This window comes from Bacillus sp. T-10(2022) (genome assembly GCF_056502895.1).
Genome location: NZ_CP113518.1, coordinates 353,507 through 373,354, shown reverse-complemented (window position 1 = coordinate 373,354; position 19,848 = coordinate 353,507). Strand labels below are relative to the sequence as shown.

Annotated in this window: 13 protein-coding genes and 1 pseudogene; 6 read left to right on the top strand and 8 right to left on the bottom strand. The window is 39.9% G+C overall.

Annotated elements, in window-relative coordinates; translation table 11 throughout:
• Positions 1 to 297 precede the first annotated feature (297 nt).
• Both OSJ91_RS01845 and OSJ91_RS01840 read right to left on the bottom strand, forming a co-directional pair.
• On the bottom strand, positions 298 to 2,025 hold the full coding sequence (locus OSJ91_RS01845; RefSeq protein WP_350300989.1) for a glycine betaine ABC transporter substrate-binding protein: 1,728 nt from the start codon (positions 2,023 to 2,025) through the stop codon (positions 298 to 300).
• A 4-nt stretch (positions 2,026 to 2,029) separates the two neighbouring features.
• Entirely contained in the window at positions 2,030 to 3,235 is a 1,206-nt protein-coding gene (locus OSJ91_RS01840) for a quaternary amine ABC transporter ATP-binding protein (RefSeq protein ID WP_350300988.1), read from the bottom strand.
• A 1,217-nt stretch (positions 3,236 to 4,452) separates the two neighbouring features.
• Between OSJ91_RS01840 and aspA the strand changes: the two are divergent.
• Positions 4,453 to 4,703: pseudogene (gene aspA, locus OSJ91_RS01835) on the top strand (aspartate ammonia-lyase); the annotation flags it as partial.
• 163 nt (positions 4,704 to 4,866) lie between these two features.
• On the opposite strand, the gene OSJ91_RS01830 reads toward aspA, so the two are convergent.
• Together OSJ91_RS01830 and OSJ91_RS01825 are read right to left on the bottom strand one after the other, a co-directional pair.
• Positions 4,867 to 5,262 carry a sporulation protein gene (locus tag OSJ91_RS01830; protein ID WP_350300987.1) on the bottom strand — a complete coding sequence of 132 codons (396 nt, stop codon included), beginning with the start codon at positions 5,260 to 5,262 and terminating at the stop codon, positions 4,867 to 4,869.
• A 62-nt stretch (positions 5,263 to 5,324) separates the two neighbouring features.
• Positions 5,325 to 6,296, bottom strand: a complete 972-nt coding sequence (locus OSJ91_RS01825; protein ID WP_350300986.1) for a sporulation protein — start codon at positions 6,294 to 6,296, stop codon at positions 5,325 to 5,327.
• Between the two features lie 720 nt (positions 6,297 to 7,016).
• On the opposite strand from OSJ91_RS01825, the gene accD reads away from it, so the two are divergent.
• Positions 7,017 to 7,874 carry an acetyl-CoA carboxylase, carboxyltransferase subunit beta gene (gene accD / locus OSJ91_RS01820; protein ID WP_350300985.1) on the top strand — a complete coding sequence of 286 codons (858 nt, stop codon included), beginning with the start codon at positions 7,017 to 7,019 and terminating at the stop codon, positions 7,872 to 7,874.
• A complete protein-coding gene (locus tag OSJ91_RS01815; protein ID WP_350300984.1) occupies positions 7,871 to 8,824 on the top strand; it encodes an acetyl-CoA carboxylase carboxyltransferase subunit alpha in 954 nt (317 codons plus the stop codon). The genes accD and OSJ91_RS01815 overlap by 4 nt, the downstream gene beginning before the upstream one ends.
• Positions 8,825 to 9,502: 678 nt before the next feature.
• Here the strand turns inward: OSJ91_RS01815 and OSJ91_RS01810 are convergent.
• The 4 genes from OSJ91_RS01810 to pbp4b all read right to left on the bottom strand — a co-directional run bounded on the left by OSJ91_RS01810 (position 9,503) and on the right by pbp4b (position 15,043).
• Positions 9,503 to 10,900 carry an amino acid permease gene (locus OSJ91_RS01810; protein WP_350302765.1) on the bottom strand — a complete coding sequence of 466 codons (1,398 nt, stop codon included), beginning with the start codon at positions 10,898 to 10,900 and terminating at the stop codon, positions 9,503 to 9,505.
• A gap of 324 nt (positions 10,901 to 11,224) precedes the next feature.
• The gene (gene hutH, locus OSJ91_RS01805; protein WP_350300983.1) at positions 11,225 to 12,742 is read right to left on the bottom strand and encodes a histidine ammonia-lyase; all 1,518 of its coding nucleotides are present in this window, start codon (positions 12,740 to 12,742) and stop codon (positions 11,225 to 11,227) included.
• A 114-nt stretch (positions 12,743 to 12,856) separates the two neighbouring features.
• Entirely contained in the window at positions 12,857 to 13,306 is a 450-nt protein-coding gene (hutP, locus tag OSJ91_RS01800; RefSeq protein ID WP_095392619.1) for a histidine utilization transcription antiterminator HutP, read from the bottom strand.
• A 363-nt stretch (positions 13,307 to 13,669) separates the two neighbouring features.
• Positions 13,670 to 15,043 carry a penicillin binding protein PBP4B gene (pbp4b, locus tag OSJ91_RS01795; protein ID WP_485891829.1) on the bottom strand — a complete coding sequence of 458 codons (1,374 nt, stop codon included), beginning with the start codon at positions 15,041 to 15,043 and terminating at the stop codon, positions 13,670 to 13,672.
• A gap of 650 nt (positions 15,044 to 15,693) precedes the next feature.
• On the opposite strand from pbp4b, the gene OSJ91_RS01790 reads away from it, so the two are divergent.
• Genes OSJ91_RS01790 through OSJ91_RS01780 form a run of 3 tightly spaced genes read left to right on the top strand, consistent with a single transcriptional unit; the run spans position 15,694 to position 19,593 of the window.
• Positions 15,694 to 17,262, top strand: coding sequence for a spore germination protein (locus tag OSJ91_RS01790; RefSeq protein ID WP_485891828.1), 1,569 nt, complete (start codon positions 15,694 to 15,696; stop codon positions 17,260 to 17,262).
• A 26-nt stretch (positions 17,263 to 17,288) separates the two neighbouring features.
• On the top strand, positions 17,289 to 18,395 hold the full coding sequence (locus OSJ91_RS01785; protein ID WP_485890887.1) for a spore germination protein: 1,107 nt from the start codon (positions 17,289 to 17,291) through the stop codon (positions 18,393 to 18,395).
• The gene (locus OSJ91_RS01780; protein ID WP_485890886.1) at positions 18,379 to 19,593 is read left to right on the top strand and encodes a Ger(x)C family spore germination protein; all 1,215 of its coding nucleotides are present in this window, start codon (positions 18,379 to 18,381) and stop codon (positions 19,591 to 19,593) included. The genes OSJ91_RS01785 and OSJ91_RS01780 overlap by 17 nt, the downstream gene beginning before the upstream one ends.
• The last annotated feature ends 255 nt before the right edge of the window (positions 19,594 to 19,848 follow it).

The window sequence follows — 19,848 nt, the reverse complement described above, 5'->3', positions numbered from 1 at the left end:
CATTTTTTGTTATTTTTTAGCGACACTTCTTAATCTTCCATACACCACGTTTATCTTTAAAAAGCTTTATTGGACACCTGCTTTTTGCGTATCACTTTTTAAACCAAATCGCTCACGAGGCTGACAATATGACTATCCCTCATCCAACTACAAACGATTGACTTCTCGCATTAATTCTTCGCCCCATTTTTTGCCATAGAAAAACCCCCTCCCAGGTAAACTGTTAAGAACATTTTATCATGTCCTCTTTTTCCTCAGTCTACCTGTAGGGGATAATACAAAATTTCTTCTTTTTTCTTATTTTAAGTCTTCAATCGAATCAATATCGACGTAATCCGGTACGACCAGACCAAGCTTTGTTCCTTTTAAGTTTGGTCCAAGGTCAACCATTTCATCTTTGTACTTATTATAGTATTCAAGATGTGTTCCCGGAAGCCATGCAGCCACCATTGCGTCCGCACTTCCGTTTGCTACGCCAGCAAACATCGGCCCCACTTCAACCTGACTTAATGTTACATCATAGCCATTCTGCTCCAGCACTTTGCTAATCACATTGGTACTGGCAATTTCAGTGTCCCAGGCAACATAAACCAGTTTGATCTTTTCACCATTTCCTGATTGTGCACCTTGGGTCCATTTGGACACTTTGTCCTGATTTTTCTTTATCCATTCTTCTGCTGCTTCTGAAGGAGACATCCCATCAGCAACCTTGACCATTACATCTTCCATATCTTTTGTTTCCCAGTAGAATTGATCAAGAATTTTATAGGCACCAGGCGCATCCTGTTCAAGTCCTTTTCTGGCAATGGAATTGATGTTTTCAGCCTTGCCGAAGGATCCATTCGGATCTTCGAGATATTTCAAGTCATATGTCGAGAACATCCAATGCGGTGACCATCCAGTAACGACGATCGGTTCTTTTTTATCAATTGCTTTTTTCAATTCTGCAACCATCGCTGCCGATGACCCTTCAACCACATTCCAGTCATCCAGCTTATAATCATCTATAGCCGTTTTAGTCAACTTCATTATTCCTGCTCCAGGTTCAATTCCGATGATTTCATAATTGGCTTTGGCAGCAAGACTGTTTTGATCCCCGTCCACTGCTTTTTCTTTTGTAAAAGTACTGAATAGTGCAGTACCCACAAAAAGTAAAGCCAAAATCGTAAAAATGATTTTCCTGCTAACGATATGCTCGTAAGCTGGCTTACGAAGGTTTTGCGTGATACGATCGAGTATGATTGCAATGATTACGATGGATAATCCTGCTTCAAATCCTTGCCCCACATTAATTTGGCTGACAGCCCTGTAGACATCCGCCCCAAGTCCGGGTGCTCCAACCAATGAGGCTGTAACAACCATGGATAATGCCAGCATGATGCTTTGGTTAACTCCCGCCATAATCGTTGGAGTAGCCAATGGTATTTGTACCTTGAATAACTTTTGGCTGCTGGTTGAACCAAATGCATCAGATGCCTCTATCAAATCATTAGGCACTTCCTGAATCCCAAGATTGGTCATTCGGATTGTCGGTGCGATCGCGAAAATGAATGACGCGATGATTCCAGGCACTACCCCTATTCCAAAGAATAAAATCGAAGGAATCAAATAAACGAAGGCAGGCATCGTTTGCATGAAATCCAAGATTGGGGTTACGATATTGCGCACGGTTTTATTTTGGGCACACCATATTCCGATCGGTATCCCAATCAATATGGTGAGGAATCCTGACAAAATAACGATCGCCAGTGTTTGGATGCTTGATTCCCAATAACCAAGATTATCAATCAATAGTAAGCTGATTAATGTAAATAATCCCAATGTCCATTTGCTTGTATAGGTAACCAGAAGGGTCAGGACGATGATTAAAATGATCGAAGGTCCTGCACTCATTACATCGACCAAGATATTCAATAAACCCTCAATCACATTCGTTATAAATGTAAATAATCCAGCAAATACAATGGTAATCCAATCCACTAAAGAATCGACCCATGCTCCTAGTGGGATTTTCGGCATATTCATTGAATTATTCACTCTCCATTTCATTCAAGGAATCTTTATTTCCGGCCAAAGCACCAATAACGGCACCGCGGAGAAGAATTCCTTTAATTCTGTTCTGATCATCGATGACTGAAATTGGCAAGCTTGAAGTCGCCATCACATCCATGAGGTTTCCAAGTAATTCATCCTCTTTTACAGTTGGGATATCGGTTGTCATCACTTCAGAGATCGATTGGTTATTACTCATTGCCTGACGTGCCTGTTCAGCAGTCACGGCCCCCAATAACTTCTGCTTCCTATCCACAACGAAAATGCTGGAATACCCTTGTTTGCGCATGATTTCCAAGGCAACCCTCGGGCCTCTGTCCACCGCAATCTTCTCTGGGCGTATCATCACATGAGACGCTGTCAATACTTTTGATAGATCAACATCTTCCACAAACTTCTCGACGAATTCATTGGCCGGATTCATCATGATTTGTTCAGGGGTACCCAATTGAATTACACTTCCATCTTTCATAAGGGCAATTCTATCCCCGATTCTTAATGCTTCATCAAGATCATGGGTAATGAAAATGATCGTTTTTTTGTACTGATCTTGGATTTGAATCAGTTCATCCTGCATATCCTTACGAATCAATGGATCAAGGGCACTGAAGGCTTCATCCATCAGTAGGATATCCGTATCACTGGCGAGTGCCCGGGCTAACCCAACCCTTTGCTGCATACCGCCGCTAAGCTGTGATGGCATCTGATTTTCGTAGCCTTTCAATCCAACGGCCTCAAGAGCCTTCATCGCATTTTCATGACGTTTTGCCGGATCCATTTTTTTAATTTCGAGCCCGAATTCAGCGTTTTCCAATATCGTTTTATGCGGAAATAAAGCAAAGTTCTGAAAGACCATGCTTATTTTCTTTTGTCTGACTTCCCTTAACCGGGCCGCGTTCATCTTCACGATATCTTCATCATCAATTAAGATTTCACCCAAAGTGGGATCGATCAAACGATTGAACATGCGGATCAAAGTGGATTTCCCGCTTCCTGATAGGCCCATGATGACAAAAATCTCGCCGGGATAAATCTCGAAATTAACATTATTCACTCCGACCGTTTGTCCCGTTTCCTTCAAGATTTCTTTTTTCGTTTTGCCTTGCTTCAATAAGTCTGTTGCTGCTTTTGGAGATTTGCCAAAAATTTTCGAGACATTTCTGACTTCTACATTCGGCTTCATCAAGTCACCTCATTCTAATAGTTGCCCATATGATATTCAGTTTTGCTGAATTCCCCCGTTTTATGCGAGTGATGATTATTAATGCACAAGTATCTTGAAATAACCGAAATTCTACCCTAATGCTTTTTCTTCAAAAAAAGCGGAAGTGACACTTATTCAGTGCACAGGGCATAACGTGCATAGAAAAATAATCTATATTTATTATTCCCAAGAAGTACTTCTTTACTTGGATTATATTATGTGTGATAAATTGAGCATTTCAAGTAGGAAAAAAGAGGTGCAATCACAACTGAGGAAACAAGCAGGCACAACATATACCAACTGTAATATAAACGATTTCCACTTAGAGTTTTGTCCAGATGGACTTACGACTACCCTCTAATGTATTTCATTTCCTTAACCAGGTGGAATGATACTTGCAGTGCAGTATAACACCAAAACGCATAGAAATATGATTATGGGATTCCCAATGTGTCTAATTTGAGCTTGCAGGGAAAAGAGGTGCAATACAACTGAGGAAACTAACAGGCACAGCATATACCAACTGAAATATAATGGTTTTTTTTTTAGAGTTTTGTCCAGTCCCAGCACACGGAATGAACCTGTATCCCTAAAGTACTTCATTACCTTAACAAAGAATGAATATAAATTCAAATGATGTGGGGCGGAATTGTTGTGTATATACGGTAAGATAGTGCACCTTATGAAAGTGGCACCACCCCTCTAAAAACATTGATTTATCAACGGTTAAAGCAAAACCGGGACATCGAAACATATTTTCGGACAAACGATTTATCATTTTTTTTAAATGGGAAATAATCTTACAATCGAATACTCTTCGAGGACAAAACCAGAAGTACAAAAAAAACGATATATGGCTACTTTAGTTAGTGGATTGCCTTCTTTCAATTAATCCGTTCACAGAGCTTCTTTGGCTGTACAAGCTTTCAATGCTGCAAAAGATATTCAATAAAAAAATACAGTCCATCACTAACATGTATTTTTACTAAACCGGTGTGACCAATCGCTACACCTCTATTGCTTTACTGTTCATTATCAAGATTTTATTTCCAATATTTTTTGTTATTTTAAAATCCGGCAGGTAACAACCGTATTTCCCCAAATGAATATCCTAACATCACTAGATTTCTTGTTAAACAAAACCCTCATTTTCACTTACCAATTCATAATTTCTATTACTTATAGATTCTTTCTGTGGTATTGCTGCAAATGAAGAGAACCTGAGAGAAAATGTGGAAACCAACGTCGGTATCATCACGGCAATCAGTCCTCATATCGGCTACGAGACAGATTTCCATTTTGCTCGCGAAGCTGTGGCTACAGGAAAGTCCGTGAGTTGTGTATGAAGCATGGGGTTCTTGAAAAAGAGGAACTGGATGGCATTTTGAATCCTTATGAAATGATTCATCCCGAGATTGCAGGTGCGCATCCATTGTCGAGAACATAAGATATAACAAGTATTTGAAAGTACTTTAGGTTTTGTTAAGAAATATAAAATAGAGATTTCCTGTTAACTTGGAGATTATGTGGCTAATCAAACAATTTATGAGTACATTCTTTTTTTCAACTTCACCCCTGGTGAAGTTGTTGCCGTTATAATCCTAAGGAACTTAGATTTGGTCTACTATTTGAATTATGTCCTGGTCCTCGCTTATTACTCCTTTATCAAAAAACAACCTCGTGTTAAATCGGTAGGATATGTGCTCTGATGACAGGGCAGCGGAAACCGGCAACTGGAATGAAAATGGAATAAGGATTTCCTGCTTCTCCTCTATAAATTTTGTTGTCAGTATGGTTGTGGTGTCAAAGATCCGTTGCACATTATTCACCTTGTCTAGCTGCACTAAGTCACACTCCAACCGTTTTATTTTTTGCTCACAGATTCCTCCTATTATGTAGTATTCACCTGTTATCCGTTCTCCCAGTCCATACATTACCTTAGGCAATTTAAGGTCGATTACAGCTTTTCCTACTCCTAATTGTGACAGATATCTTCTCAACAACAAGTTGTTTTCCCTCCTGGAATTTTACTACAACACTTAAAAATGATTAATGTTTGGTATTTAAGTTACTCGTCCCCATCACCGAAAAAACCACCAAAATCTTCAAACTGTTCATCCACATCAAACATTTCTTCTTCTACGCCGAGGGCATCAGTAGCCCCTTCAAACATTTCATCCATATCCAAACCATCTATCATTTCGCTAAGCAGCATTCCACCCAATACTCCTGCGGCTAATCCTCCAACCATGCCCCCAACACCACTGAATTTATTTCCTGTATGTGAATATTGATCATGGTAAGAAAATGGACGCGTGAACAATTGAGGCTGTTCCACAACCTCTGAAATTTGCTCTTGTAAAAAATGGGTAAGCTCTTGATGTTCCTCTAACAGTCTATGATCAATAACAATTTCCCGTTTGGCTTCAATTTCTTGATGCCCATTTCGACAATCGATTTCCATAAACACCTGCTCTACATCTTCTTTCGAAGAAACCCGTATCTCTAATTCATTGACCTGGCCGGCAAATTGAGCAGTAGGAAAGAATGAGAATTCCTGTCCATACGCATCCACTTTTCCTGAAGTAGGTTTTTCCCGAAAACCCAACTTACCAAGTGAGTTGAAAATGGCTTCTAGTTCCTTTGGAGCCTTAAGGACCAATGCATCTACATCAATGTGATCCAATCCACCTTGAATATCTAAGTGAGTATCGAAAAAGTAAGAAATCGAACCTCTTGTCAGAGGAAGATCTTGGGGGATATTGTAAGTGAAATCAAAATGTTTCTCTTCCTTTTCCTTAATGGTAAACGGACCGCTTAAAGGTACAGATGACACTTTTTTCGTGACACTTTCCCCGTGTTTTGTCCTCACTTTAATCATGAAGCCAACTGCTAACTGGTTAATTTGTTGTTCCACTTCTCCGCCATGTAAAATTACTTCCCCTTTTAGTGTCTCACCAGCATAATAAGAACGGTTTTCGTAGCGTAAATCGACAGTTGCTGCACCTTTCCCTAACTTAGCCATAAACTTCTTAAACATTTGGTTCATTCCTCCTTTAATTTGCTTAGTCTGTTATGATAATTTCACTTTCGGTTGAACCCATCAGTTTATACGAATATATAGCTCTTAAAGTTTCATTCACCTTCCATTTTTCTAATATTGTCCTCTTGAATATTATGTGTTCCTAACTGCCCCTTTAGATTAAAAAAACTATTAATCTTTATCTATTTACAATCTGATAAACCAATAAAATATTATCCAAGTAAGAATGAGCCCATTCAATTATATTAGTAATTGCATATTATGAGCTTACACCAACTAATGGAAGTATTAGCTTTATTAAATGACGATTTGCTATTTGGTAAATCGTTCTTTCTAAGAATTGGAATAATGGTGAGCGATAAATAATGATTACGCTCATACACTTCAAACAACCGTTCTGTTAAAGCTAAGTAACCTTTATCCCCTTTATAGAAAGATAATAAGAAGTCTTTAATGTTTGTATACTCGGTTTGTATACAAGCCTTTGTAATTCCCGTCAATAAAATCGTAAGTTTCTGATTTTCCAGGTAAAAATGCATTCATACAGGAATAGATAATTTCATAATGAAGCACCCACCAAATAAAATCTTTATTCTCTAGAATGATTTCTGCTTGTATAAAACTTTTTAAGAAAAGCTAAATATCACGCTCCATATTTTAAAGAATGGTGAGCGTAACTTGTAATACAGCGGCCTTACCACAGGAGGATTGATGAAGATGTATCCATTAAAAAGAGAAAAAATAGAATCGAACTCTTTTTTTGAAATAGACAAAAGCTTAACTCCCATCCCTTTTACTTGTAAATCATGTGGGGAAACCTATGATGAATCTCTTATGAAAATAGAATTGAATGTATGTCCGAAGTGCCAATATCACTACCCCGTTACAGCATATGACCGCATTTCAATGCTTACAGATAGTAGTTCTTTTTCGGAATTCAATAAACGTTTAATTTCCGTTGACCCGTTGAACTTCCCTGAATATAAAGATAAATTAATTTCTGATAAGAATAAGACTGCATTAAATGATGCGGTTATTACTGGGGAAGCTTCCATAGGTGGCTATCCGGTTGTGATTGGTGTCATGGATTCTCGTTTCCGTATGGGAAGCATGGGATCAGCAGTCGGTGAAAAAATCACAAGAGCCATTGAGGAATCATTAAAAACACGAAAACCATTTATATTGTTTTCAGCAAGCGGCGGAGCTCGCATGCAAGAAGGAATTCTTAGTCTCATGCAGATGGCAAAAACAAGTGTTGCTTTAGAACAACTAAACTACGAAAAAATTCTTTTCGTATCCGTTTTAACCAATCCTACAACGGGTGGAGTTTCTGCTAGTTTCGCTTCATTAGGTGATATCAATATTGCCGAACCACAAGCTTTAATTGGCTTTGCAGGAAGACGCATAATTGAACAGACTATAAGAGAAGAACTTCCAGAGAATTTTCAAACCTCTGAATTTTTATTGGAACATGGGCAACTGGATATGGTTGTAAATAGGAGTGAATTAAAACAATCATTAACAACCATTTTAAAAATCCATCATCTCAATTTCAGGGAGTGTTTTAAACGATGAATTTGCAAGAATTAAAACAACTGGAAAATCAAATTGCTGAACTGAAAGAGGTGTCTACAAAGCATAATCTTGACCTTAACGAAGTATTAAAAAATCTTGAGCAAAAAGTCAATGAAATCAAAACTCATCTTAATGAGAATATGGAAGTTTGGGATAAAATTCAATTATCTAGAATTCAACAACGCCCTACTACTTTAGATTTTATCCACCATATTTTTGATGACTTCATTGAACTTCATGGTGACAGACTTTATGGGGAAGACCCTGCATTAGTTTCAGGAATAGCTACCTTCGAAGGAATGCCTATAACTGTTTTAGGAAATCAAAAAGGTCAAAATACAAAAGACAATATCTATCGCCGTTTTGGCATGTCGCAACCTGAAGGCTACAGAAAAGCCCTAAGAATTATGCAACAAGCCAATAAGTTCAATCGCCCCATCGTAACATTTATTAACACGCCAGGAGCCTTCCCAGGACGTGAAGCCGAAGAACGTGGACAATCTCAAGCTATCGCCCATAATCTTCGTGAAATGGCTAGTTTTGGAGTACCAATCATTTGCTTTGTAGTTGGTGAAGGTGGGAGTGGTGGTGCGTTGGCTCTAGGGATTGGCAATCGAATCTACATGCTAGAAAACACATTTTATTCGGTTATTTCACCTGAAGGAGCAGCAGCAGTGTTATGGAAGGATGCCACACAAGCAAAACGAGCAGCTGAAGTATTGAAAATTACGGCTAAGGACTTGATGGAGCTAGGGGTGATTGATGAGATCATCAAAGAACCTGTTGGAGGAGCACATATTGACATCCCACTTCAATCGCAATTTATCAAAGAAACATTACGAAAAGCATTACAAGAACTTGGTCAATTAGATAAAGGCATTCTACGCCAACAACGTTTTGATAAGTTCCGCAAAATTGGTGAGTATATGGAGGAAAGGACATTTAAATAAGTTGATGAACAATTATTTTCCAACATGTTCATAGACCATTTCATATAGACGATAGACTCAACAATACCTTCATATATTTTGTAAGACAAAATATATTATCAATGTCTTTCCTCCCCAATTACCCTGAATCATTATATATCCTTTTGTTACATTATTCATGGCCATGCCAAGTAACCCTCCAAACCCTTTTGGAAGGGCTTATCTCTGTTTTACAAAACCGTTAATTAATCTATATCTAGGTAAGTCTCTTTCCTATTAAACAAAGCATAAATTCAATGAACCTCTCCAACTTCATCGAACGACTTCACGCTTTAATTCTACTGTATATGTTTTAAATGTTTGTCCCTTTTCCGCCATAAAAAAATCCCCTCCAGGTAGATTATTAAGGACATTTTGTCACTCTACTTGTAGGGGGATAATGGGATACTACCAGTTCTTAAAAAAGGAATATCCCTAAAATGAAATTGATATAGTTTGTATTGATTCAATCATCTCCAACTGTTACTACGGCTTAATCGACTGGAACAGATGATCATTTTTTCATCACTTCAAATTATTGTTTATTTTGTTTCTTGGCGGTAAGGAACCTTGTCATTTAAAGGCTGCTAACTTTCTTTACATAGAAAGTTGTATTTATTAATAATTAATCCAAATAAATTATTAAAATAAGCCTTATGTCTATTTTGCATTCCTATGTTCATCAAAATCAATTTTGCAATCCTTTAGCGGAATTACTTTTGTTTTCTTAATGAACTTATATCCAAGCCACATTACCAGAAAGAATGGGATGCCAAGATAGGCAGCGAACACACTGGCCCAGTTAATTTCAGCGCCGATAAAGGCCTGATAGTTTTGCGCCGATAAAACGAAAAAACAAAGAGCAAAGGAAAATATCGGTCCGAAAGGAAACCACTTTGACTTATAGGGAAGATCGTCCAGTGAATACCCTTGAGCAATATAAGCTTTTCTAAACCGGTAATGGCTCGCCGCTATACCTAGCCAAAATATAAATCCAGTGACTCCAACCGCATTCATTAGCCAAATATAAATAACTCCATCACCGAAAACGGAAGCAAAAAAGGCCAGCATCCCTACAAGTGAAGTGACAACCAGTCCCCAAATGGGAACGCCGCGCTTGTTAAGCTTCCCAAAAATACGCGGTGCCAGTCCTTCTTTTGCCATTGAGTACAACATTCGGCTCGTCACGTAAAGACTCGAATTTCCAGCGGATAATACGGCTGTCAAAATGATGGCATTCATCACGGAAGCAGCAAATGCCAGTCCCACTTTTTCAAACACCATCGTAAATGGGCTAACCATGATCGTGTGTCCTTGCAGACTGCCATTCGTATAAGGAACGATCAGTCCAATAACAAGTATGGCCAGGATGTAAAAGAGGAAGATTCTCCAAAAAATGCTGCGAACTGCACGAGGTACATTTTTTGCCGGGTCTTCACTTTCACCGGCTGCAACACCGACTATTTCTGTACCTTGAAAAGAAAATCCAGCAGCAATGAAAATACCCAATGTAGCCAAAAAACCACCGGCAAACGGAGCGTCACCAACTGTGAAGTTTTTAAAACCAATCGCCTCTCCGTTCATAATCCCGAATATCATCAATATTCCGACAACGATAAAAATGATGATGGTTGCCACTTTAATGAGGGAAAACCAATATTCCCCTTCGCCATACCCTTTAACGGATACGTAATTCAATAAGAATATCAAAACTAAAAACAAAGAACTCCATAAAAAAGACGAGCTGTCAGGAAACCAAAACTTCATTACCATCGTTGCGGCAGATAGTTCCGCGGCAAGTGTCATCGCCCAAGTGAACCAATAGTTCCAACCAAGCGCAAACCCTAATGCTGGGTCGATGAAACGCGTAGCATAGGTACTGAAAGCTCCGCTGACTGGCATAAATGATGCCAGTTCCCCAAGGCTTGTCATAATAAAATAAACCATTATACCAATTACGGCGTAAGCGACCAAAGCACCGCCAGGTCCTGCAGAGTGAATGGCCGGCCCGCTTCCGAGAAACAGCCCTGTACCAATTGCACCGCCTAGCGATATCATCGTAAGGTGGCGCGCTTTCAGCTTCCTTTGTAAAGTATTTGACGGCTGGTTTTTTTCATTTATGACAGGTGGTTGCAATTGCCGATTTTCCAAATTAGATTCCCCTCCAAAAATGCATTTTTAATCTAGCACGAATAGGTAAAGCCGATCATTCCATCAATGGTCACTTCCTGCATTTATTACTATTTCAAGGTCATTTTCTTTAATGCCGAGACCTTTTTGGATTTCTGGGATCTATGTAGCATTTAAATAACGATGTTAGGCTTAAAACCCAGTTCAAAGGGCTATAAGCCTAACATTCATTCGGATATTCCGCACTTCATATTATGTTGTAGGTAAACTCCTATGAATAAATGAATTCCAATCGATTTGATGTAACCAGCTTGCCGTTGCTTCAATATCTTTAGAAAAGATACGATCTTGTGTAATGCTTGGAATGAGCTTTCTGGCTTCCGTATACAACTCTTTTGTAAACGGAGCCATCTTTTCTGTTCCGCGGTATTCCACCGCCTGCAAGGCACAAATGAGCTCAATCGCCAAAACGCGGCGTACGTTCTGAATGATTTGATGCGCGTGTCGGGACCCAATCGTTCCCATGCTTACATGATCTTCCTGGTTCGCTGAAGATGGAATGGAATCAACACTTGCAGGATGTGCGAGTGTTTTATTCTCAGAAACTAGTGAAGCGGCACAATATTGCATGATCATCGCTCCCGACTGCAAGCCAGGTGACGGACTTAAGAATGGCGGTAAATCATTCAGCTGAGGATTGACGAGTCGCTCAATGCGGCGCTCTGAAATGTTCGCAAGCTCGGCAACAGCGATTTTCATGAAGTCCATCGCAAATGCAATCGGCTGGCCATGGAAGTTCCCCCCTGAAATAACCTTTTCCCCATCGTCAAAAATAAGCGGATTATCCGTCGCAGCATTCATTTCGATTTCCAGTTTTTCTTTTACATAATCAAGTGTTTGCCATGATGCCCCATGCACTTGCGGAATGCAGCGGAGCGAATAAGCATCCTGTACCCGCAGTTCTCCTTGCTTGGTGATAAGCTGGCTGCCGTTGATCATGCGACGAATCCGTTCCGCGACCTCTGTTTGCTGGCGGTAGCCTCGTGCTAGATGAACATCGGCATCAAAGGCATCTTCTATGCCGCGTAAACCTTCTAACGTCAGTGAAGCGATCGCTTCAGTTTGATGTGCCAGCTGTTCGGCTTCAATGTAATTTACGAGGCCCATCCCAGTCATGGCCTGTGTTCCGTTAATTAATGCCAGACCTTCTTTTGCTTTAAGTGTCAGAGGAAGAATGCCTTCTTTCGATAAAGCTGCGATGGCCTCCATTCGCTCTCCTTTATAAAACACTTCCCCTTCTCCCATCAATACTAGCGCCAAATGCGAAAGCGGCGCCAAGTCCCCACTTGCCCCAAGAGAACCTTGCTGAGGGATGACCGGGTGGATATGGGCATTCAAAAGATCGATCAAACGTTCAATGACGATAGGACGGACGCCGGAAAAACCTTTTAATAGCGCATTGGCACGGAGAAGGACCATAGCTCTCGAAACGACCTCAGGAAACGGCTCCCCGACTCCGCAAGCATGGGAATGAATCAAATTCCACTGTAGCTGCTCTGCGTCCTCTGCATCAATCAATACATCGCTGAATTTCCCAAAACCTGTTGTGATGCCATAGATGACTTTCTTTTGCTTCACGATATTTTCAACCGCTTCCCGGCTCTTTTCCACTTTCTTGACACTCTCGGCAGAAGCCGTGACAAATGCCTCCCCATACAATACTTTTTTCGCTTCTTCAATCGTTAAAGTTTGGCCCGTTAACATAATCATTTCATGCACCCCTATTCTTTTTTTAAACAAACAAAAGGAGGCCGTATTGACAGACTTATCCAGTCTTTCAATACAGCCCCCTATTTCACTAAATAACTATAGGCTTTTAATTATTTAAATGTGGTTAATTCCCAAGCCAACGGCTTCATGTTCAAATCCCCGTACCGGTGCTCCAATCGTTCCATACACGGCTACAGCAATCCATTCACCTTCGTCCCCGTTTTTAAACGGCCTGCCCCGAACGATGGCAAACCGAAGGCCCGCAGTCCTCAAAAGACCGCCAAGCTCAACTTGGCCGCGTGTCACTCCTTGGAGTGCTTCGATGATCGCATGATACAGCGCATGCATTTCACGATACATATCGGGATTGACTAATCCAAGCCTTTTCGCTGATGTCTCAATGGCCGCAACTATTTTCTGCAGCTCCATTGAACCGACTTTACCTTTTCCATAAAGCCAATCCATCCGCTTAAGGTCATTCGTCAATATGACTTCTTCCTCTTCGTTCGCAAACGCGTACATGATTGCATGGCGCCCGATTCTTCTGTCGAATTCCTTTGTCATGCAGGTACCTCTTTTACAATTTTCTAAATACACTAATAACTAAATATCATTGTAAGCGGATACAAGCTGTTCGGTCAATATATTTTTTAAAATAGTTCTTTTAGGGGATGATTCATCACTCCCGAAAGCCGGTTTCTGCCCGTACAGTTCTCATCAATATTCTTTGAAAACTGCAAAAAAAGCCCATCCTCATAAACGTCCTGAAAATGGGCTTTTTTTCTGAAATTTTTCTGTACTTCACCAAAATATTAAATGTTGATTGGAGATAAAAGAAATCCAGACATCCTGCCATAATGATAACAAGAAAAAAGTCCTACCAACATGAACAAATGGGAGGACTTAAACTTTATGGGAAATATACATTCATTCATTCGTTTCCAATGCTTCATAAATAGCAGTTACAACACTTCCATAGCTTCCTGTTTTGAAGAGGTCGCCAAAAAACTGATTGGAATTGGCTACAGGGTTAACGAGCGGAGAGTGCTTTTTATTTGTTAGTAACACAATCCCTAAATCCATCTCCGGATCAATGATCGTGACTGTCCCGGTCCATCCAGTATGGCCGTAGGCACCGTCACTCGCATGAGGACTGAACATCCACTCCATGCTAGCATCGCCATTTCGTCTCCACCCAAGCCCATATGTAGGATTCATCTCGGAAGGTGCGACGAATTCATCGATGGTTTCTTGATCAAACAACATATGTTTACCGTATCCCCCGCCATTCAGCATCACCTGCAGAAGGACAGCCATATCTTCCGTATTGGAGAAAAGACCGGCATGCCCTGAAACGCCTCCCATCGAATAAAAGGCTTTTTCATCATGTACTTCCCCTTGAAGTGTGTATGTGCGAATGTTAGGGAAGTCTATCACGCCATCCCGGGTGTTGCCAAGCAATTCAGTTGCGGCAAAATCCTTTGGCTTAAAGCCCTTTTGAAGAGGATTGAACTTTGTATTTTTCAAACCAAGCGGCTTGTACAATTCATTTTCAACATAGGCATCAAGCTGCTGACCCGTTATTTCTTCAACAATTGCGCCAAGCAGCATATAATCGACATCACTGTAGACATTCTGTGTTCCAGGTACATATGTGAGCGGTGTTTTGGAAATGAACTCGATGGTCTTGTCCCGCTCCTGGGAATAAAGTTCTTTCGAAACCTTTGGATTATGGTATTGCGGATCGGGTCTAAACCCTGCTGTATGATGAAGAACATCAATAATCTTCAGATTGTCCTTTCCTTTGATTACATCCTTCTCCGTGTCTTTGAATTCAGGAATGTATTGCTGGACTTTTGCCTGGATATTCAGCTTGCCTTCGCTGACTAATTTCTGAATGGCAAAATTGGTTGCATACATCTTCGTGTTTGAAGCAAGGTCAAATAATGTGCCGCTTTCCATTTTCTGAAACTTCTTAAGAGGTGTATGTTCATTAAACTTCTGTTTGTACCCGTAGCTTTCATTTTTAACGATCTTTCCGTCCTTTATGACAATCAGGGCAGCACCGGGGAAACCGGCTGCCACTTCCATTTCAATAAGCTGATCCACCTTTTCCAGCTTTTCAGACGAAAAGCCCGCTTCTTCCGGTTTTTTTGCTTTCTTTAATATTGGATACTTGCTGGCAGTTTCCTTACTCAAAGCAGCTTCATGATTAGGATTTTCATTAGCAAAAGACACGGATGGTGCTAGTAAGGAAAGTGCCAGAATTGAACTAATTGTGCAGCTTGTCCATATATTCATCATTTTCCACCCCTTTGAAATCACTTTAGAAAATAAAGAGCAACTTTACCGAAAGATAATAATCTCATTCATTCCGTTCCTTTTTCACCAGGCTTCACAATCCGATAAAGCACATCGTGTATGTTCCGGGTTGCGATTGGGTTATATTATTCTCAAGTTGATAAATGTGGATATTTCCCAAAATCGGATGTTATTTACAAACAATTCTCAATTTTCAGTATATGTCATTTCGATCATCATTTCAATTTGATATTGATATTTTTAAAATTATATTTCAAATCGTGAGCATAAGTCATCCCCAGTTCAAAGAAGAAAAACCAATGTTTATTAAAGTTCACCATAATCAATGAGTCAATCGGATAAGTCGAGTTTCTCCTCTACTATGCGAAGTATAAATTGATGGCAAATACAGCTAATGGCTTTTTAACTTCATTGCATAAGAAACATAGAAGATATTAATACTATTTGAGAAATAAAGGAATTTCAGCTGCTATCTGAGACAAGTATAGGGTGATGAAAATGTGGAAAACGATTGTTTCCTACCTTCCAGAATGGCAGGTTTTTATACAGGCTTTCATTGTGTTTGTTATTCCGTATCTAATCAGCAAATTGTTTAATTTGCTTCGCACCTCAAAGGATGAGTGATGATGATGAAAGAGTGGATATCAAAGATTGGTAAAAAAGGAAAAAGTAACGAAAAAGACAAACAAGAAGCATATCCCCCCCAAGATCCAACACATCAGTTTACAGATGATCTTAATTTTAATCTTGAATGTGTTAAGCAAGAAATTGGCCATAATTGGGATGTGCATTTTCGGGAATTTAATCTAGGGCGAACCGGTATACGGTCAGTTATCATTTTTGTGGATGGACTATCGGATAAAGATCTCATTGATAAGCATATCATGCCATCATTGATGGTTGATTTTTCAGCAGAATATAAACAGAACCTTCCCTACCTCAAGGGAAGCATTTCAAAAGAATTCATAAAAAATGAAGTGTTATCCATTAGTGAAATAGAAGCTGTCCGTTCCATTAAAGAGTTAGCATCTAAAGTACTAACAGGTGCTACCGCCCTTTTAATTGATGGATCATTGGACGCGCTGATCCTAGGAACTGCAAAACATAAAACAAGGGCGATCGAGGAACCGGTATCAGAGGCATTAGTCAGAGGTCCACGGGTCGGTTTCACTGAATCATTGAGTGATAATACATCCTTTTTAAGGTGCAGTGGTGAAATTGAGAATTTATCGTTAGTAAAATTCCAAGTAGGAAAGCGTTCAAAAAAAGATTTAGTTGTCGCTTACATAAAAGATATTGTTGATCCCGAATTGGTGCAAGAGGTGGAAAATCGAATTAAGAAAATTGATATTGATAGTGTGCCGGAATCAGGTTATGTAGAGCAACTTATCGAAGATAATTACCTTAGTCCTTTTCCGCAGGTACAGAATACAGAGCGTCCTGATCGGGTGATCGCTGCTTTGATGGAAGGGCGAGTGGCCATCTTGTTAGATGGGACGCCATTCGCTTTGATCGTTCCGGTTACATTGAGCATGATGTTGCAATCACCGGAAGATTATTATGAAAGGTGGATTCCTGGCACATTCATTCGTATGCTTCGTTACCTCGCAGCTATTCTGGCTCTTTTTACACCGTCTTTGTATATAGCTTTCATCTCATTTCATTCAGGGTTGATTCCGACCAAACTGGCCATCTCCATTATCGGAACCAGGTCCGGGGTTCCATTTCCGGCACTTATCGAAGCATTATTCATGGAAATAGCCATCGAAATTTTGAGGGAAGCAGGACTGCGATTGCCTAAGCCAATCGGTCCCGCAATGGGAATTGTCGGCGGTTTAATCATTGGGGAAGCTGCTGTACAGGCAGGGATCGTTAGCCCTGTTTTGGTCATTGTAGTAGCATTAACCGCCATTTCATCATTTTCCATTCCGCACTATAGTATTGGGATTACATTACGGATTTTGCGTTTTCCAGCTATGATTTGTGCTGCCACTTTTGGATTATACGGGGTCATTCTCTTTTTCCTTTTAATGACCAGTCATTTAGTGAAATTAAAAAGCTTTGGTGTGCCTTACTTGAGTCCAGCCGTTCCTTATCGCTTAAGTGAGTGGAAAGACCTGATAGTGCGAATGCCACTTATGATGATGAAACGCCGTCCAAAGATGTTGCATACAAAAAACCCCATACGTAAAGGATAACCTATCGGTGAAAGGGTGGTTAAATAATGATTCTCAGCCCGAAAGACAAAATTACAACTCCACAAGCAGCTGTCATTGTCATCAACTTCATACTCGGCACAGGATTACTCACCCTACCCAGATCATCTACGGAAAAGGTACAAACACCAGATGTATGGATAAGCGTTATTTTAGGCGGAGTCATCACAATAACCGCGGGGCTGATCATGGTCAAATTAAGCCAACAGTTTCCCGAAAAGACCTTCTATCAATACATCAATGCAATTGTAGGAAAATGGCTGGGTGGGTTAATAAGTTTAGTTGTAATATGTTACTTTCTTACAACTTCCAGTTTTCAGCTCCGTGCAATGGCGGAAGTAATAAGGTATTTACTTCTGGAGGGTACGCCTACTTGGGCAATTATCATGATTTTCATGTGGGTAAGTCTTTATCTCATCTTCGGCGGCATTAATCCGATCGCCCGTCTTTTTGAAATTATTTTACCTTTGACAGTTATCCTTTTTTTGGTTGTTACCTTCATGAGCTTTAAAATATTCGAGATCGATAATCTGCGTCCGGTATTAGGAGAAGGAATCGTCCCTGTACTAAAAGGAGTAAAAACAACGGCTCTCGCTTTTTCAGGGCCTGAAATCATGCTACTGCTTATTCCATTTATGAATTCACCAAAAAAAGCAGTAAAAGCCCTGCTTGTTGGAGTTTCCATTCCATTAATTTTTTACGTGATAACGGTCGTAATGGTTATCGGGGCATTATCTGTTGATGGAGTGGTCATGAGAACATGGCCGACACTTGATCTTATCCGAAGTTTTGAAGTCGCCGGTTTGATCTTTGAACGGTTTGAATCTTTATTGCTCGTTGTTTGGATCATGCAAATATTCGCTACATTTACGATCACATTTTTTGCAGCCGCTTTAGGGCTAGCTCAAATTACGAAAAAAAGCATTCACCCATACATGTTTGGTTTGCTTCCGATTCTCTACATCCTTGCCATGATTCCGAAAAATATCAATGACCTATTTAAGCAAGGAGATTTCGTCGGCAATATCGCAATGTTTTTATTCGGTTTACTCCCCCTTCTACTGCTTATCATCTCAAGAATAAAGGGAGGGAAAAAATATGAAACAATCTCATAGCAATACACGCCCCCTCTTCATTTCCCTCTCCGTTCTTTTGTTCTTATCCCTTACAGGATGTTGGAGCAGTCATGAAATTGAAGAGCAAAGTTTAGGTATAGGTTTGGCATTCGATAAAGCCAAGCAGTCCACCATTGAGAAAAAGTTAAACGAACAAGGGGAGGGTTATTCAAAAAGGAACCTGATTACTGCAACCTATCAATTTATCACTCCTCTGGTAGCGAGTTCGACAACGAAACAATCCGGTCCACAACAAAAATCTTATGTTAATGTTTCTGAAACTGGAGACTCCTTTCATCAAATGGTTCGTGAATTATCATTGAGAAGTCAACAACCCGTAACCGCTCACCATATGAAAGTGGTTGTTATCGGTGAAAATCTTGCAAGATCGTATAAGTTGGAACAATTACTTGATCAAAATCTACGAGAAAGTGAGGTTAGACCAAGCTGCCTTGTGCTCATCAGTAAAGGAAGAGCAAGCAAAACACTGGAAACAAAGAAAGCAGGAGAAATTCCAGCGTTCCGTCTGGCTGGCATTGTAGAAAATGCATATCGAACAACGAGGATTTTGCCCCCCATGTCGCATATTAAAGTAGAAAGCAAGATCAAATCAGGGTCTAGTTTTCTGATGCAAAAAGTTCTATCAGCAGAAGGGCAAGTCAAATTTGCCGGAGCTGCCGTAATCGATGGAAAGACACACAAAATGACTGGTACTTTGAATGAGGAAGAACTGGAGGGCGTAACATGGATAACAGGTAAGGGAAAAGGCGGGGTAGTGAAAAGCTTTGATAAAGAAACCGGTCAGCTGATTGTATATGAAATAGAGACCATGAAAAGCAGTATCCTACCACGAGTTAAAGGAAACAACATATCTTTTGATGTAAACATTGAATCTGTGGGAAGACTGTCTGAAAACTGGGTAGTTTCAGGAGATACTTTTAAAAATGAATTTCTAAAAAAAGCAGAAAAATCATCTGAAAAAAAAGTGAAACGCTTGGTGGGGAATGTTTTAGAAAAAATGCAAAAAGAATACCAAGTGGACGTTGCTGGCTTCGGAAATCGATTGAGAATTGAGCACCCCAAAGTATGGAATAAGGTCAAAAAGGATTGGGACCAAACATTTAGTGAAGCTACAATCAATTACGATGTGAAATTAACTATTAATGATTATGGAACAACAGGAGGATCAAAGAAGTGAATCCTCAGACTGAACACTTAGAGCTTCTAGCATTGAATTGTTGGAAATGAAAACTATTTATACGTATACGATAAGCATGAAAAGACCTCCCACAGTAAACTGTGGGAGGCCTTCAACTTTAAAGTCACTCAAGGTCCTGCATAAAACCTTAACCGCTGCACCAAGCGAGGATCTTCTATTTATATACCACTCAAATGGACATAGCAGCTTTAATCTTGATATATTCAATTGAAGCAATCAAAGTCCATACAATTG

Bases quoted from the DNA above. Each gene is read 5' to 3' on its own strand.
- OSJ91_RS01845 (WP_350300989.1), bottom strand. From the start codon at position 2,025: ATGAATATGCCGAAAATCCCACTAGGAGCATGGGTCGATTCTTTAGTG.
- hutH (WP_350300983.1), bottom strand. From the start codon at position 12,742: ATGATTATGTTAACGGGCCAAACTTTAACGATTGAAGAAGCGAAAAAA.
- OSJ91_RS01810 (WP_350302765.1), bottom strand. From the start codon at position 10,900: ATGATATCGCTAGGCGGTGCAATTGGTACAGGGCTGTTTCTCGGAAGC.
- OSJ91_RS01790 (WP_485891828.1), top strand. From the start codon at position 15,694: ATGAAAGAGTGGATATCAAAGATTGGTAAAAAAGGAAAAAGTAACGAA.
- OSJ91_RS01815 (WP_350300984.1), top strand. From the start codon at position 7,871: ATGAATTTGCAAGAATTAAAACAACTGGAAAATCAAATTGCTGAACTG.
- pbp4b (WP_485891829.1), bottom strand. From the start codon at position 15,043: ATGAATATATGGACAAGCTGCACAATTAGTTCAATTCTGGCACTTTCC.
- OSJ91_RS01780 (WP_485890886.1), top strand. From the start codon at position 18,379: ATGAAACAATCTCATAGCAATACACGCCCCCTCTTCATTTCCCTCTCC.
- accD (WP_350300985.1), top strand. From the start codon at position 7,017: ATGTATCCATTAAAAAGAGAAAAAATAGAATCGAACTCTTTTTTTGAA.
- OSJ91_RS01825 (WP_350300986.1), bottom strand. From the start codon at position 6,296: ATGTTTAAGAAGTTTATGGCTAAGTTAGGGAAAGGTGCAGCAACTGTC.
- OSJ91_RS01785 (WP_485890887.1), top strand. From the start codon at position 17,289: ATGATTCTCAGCCCGAAAGACAAAATTACAACTCCACAAGCAGCTGTC.
- hutP (WP_095392619.1), bottom strand. From the start codon at position 13,306: ATGACAAAGGAATTCGACAGAAGAATCGGGCGCCATGCAATCATGTAC.
- OSJ91_RS01840 (WP_350300988.1), bottom strand. From the start codon at position 3,235: ATGAAGCCGAATGTAGAAGTCAGAAATGTCTCGAAAATTTTTGGCAAA.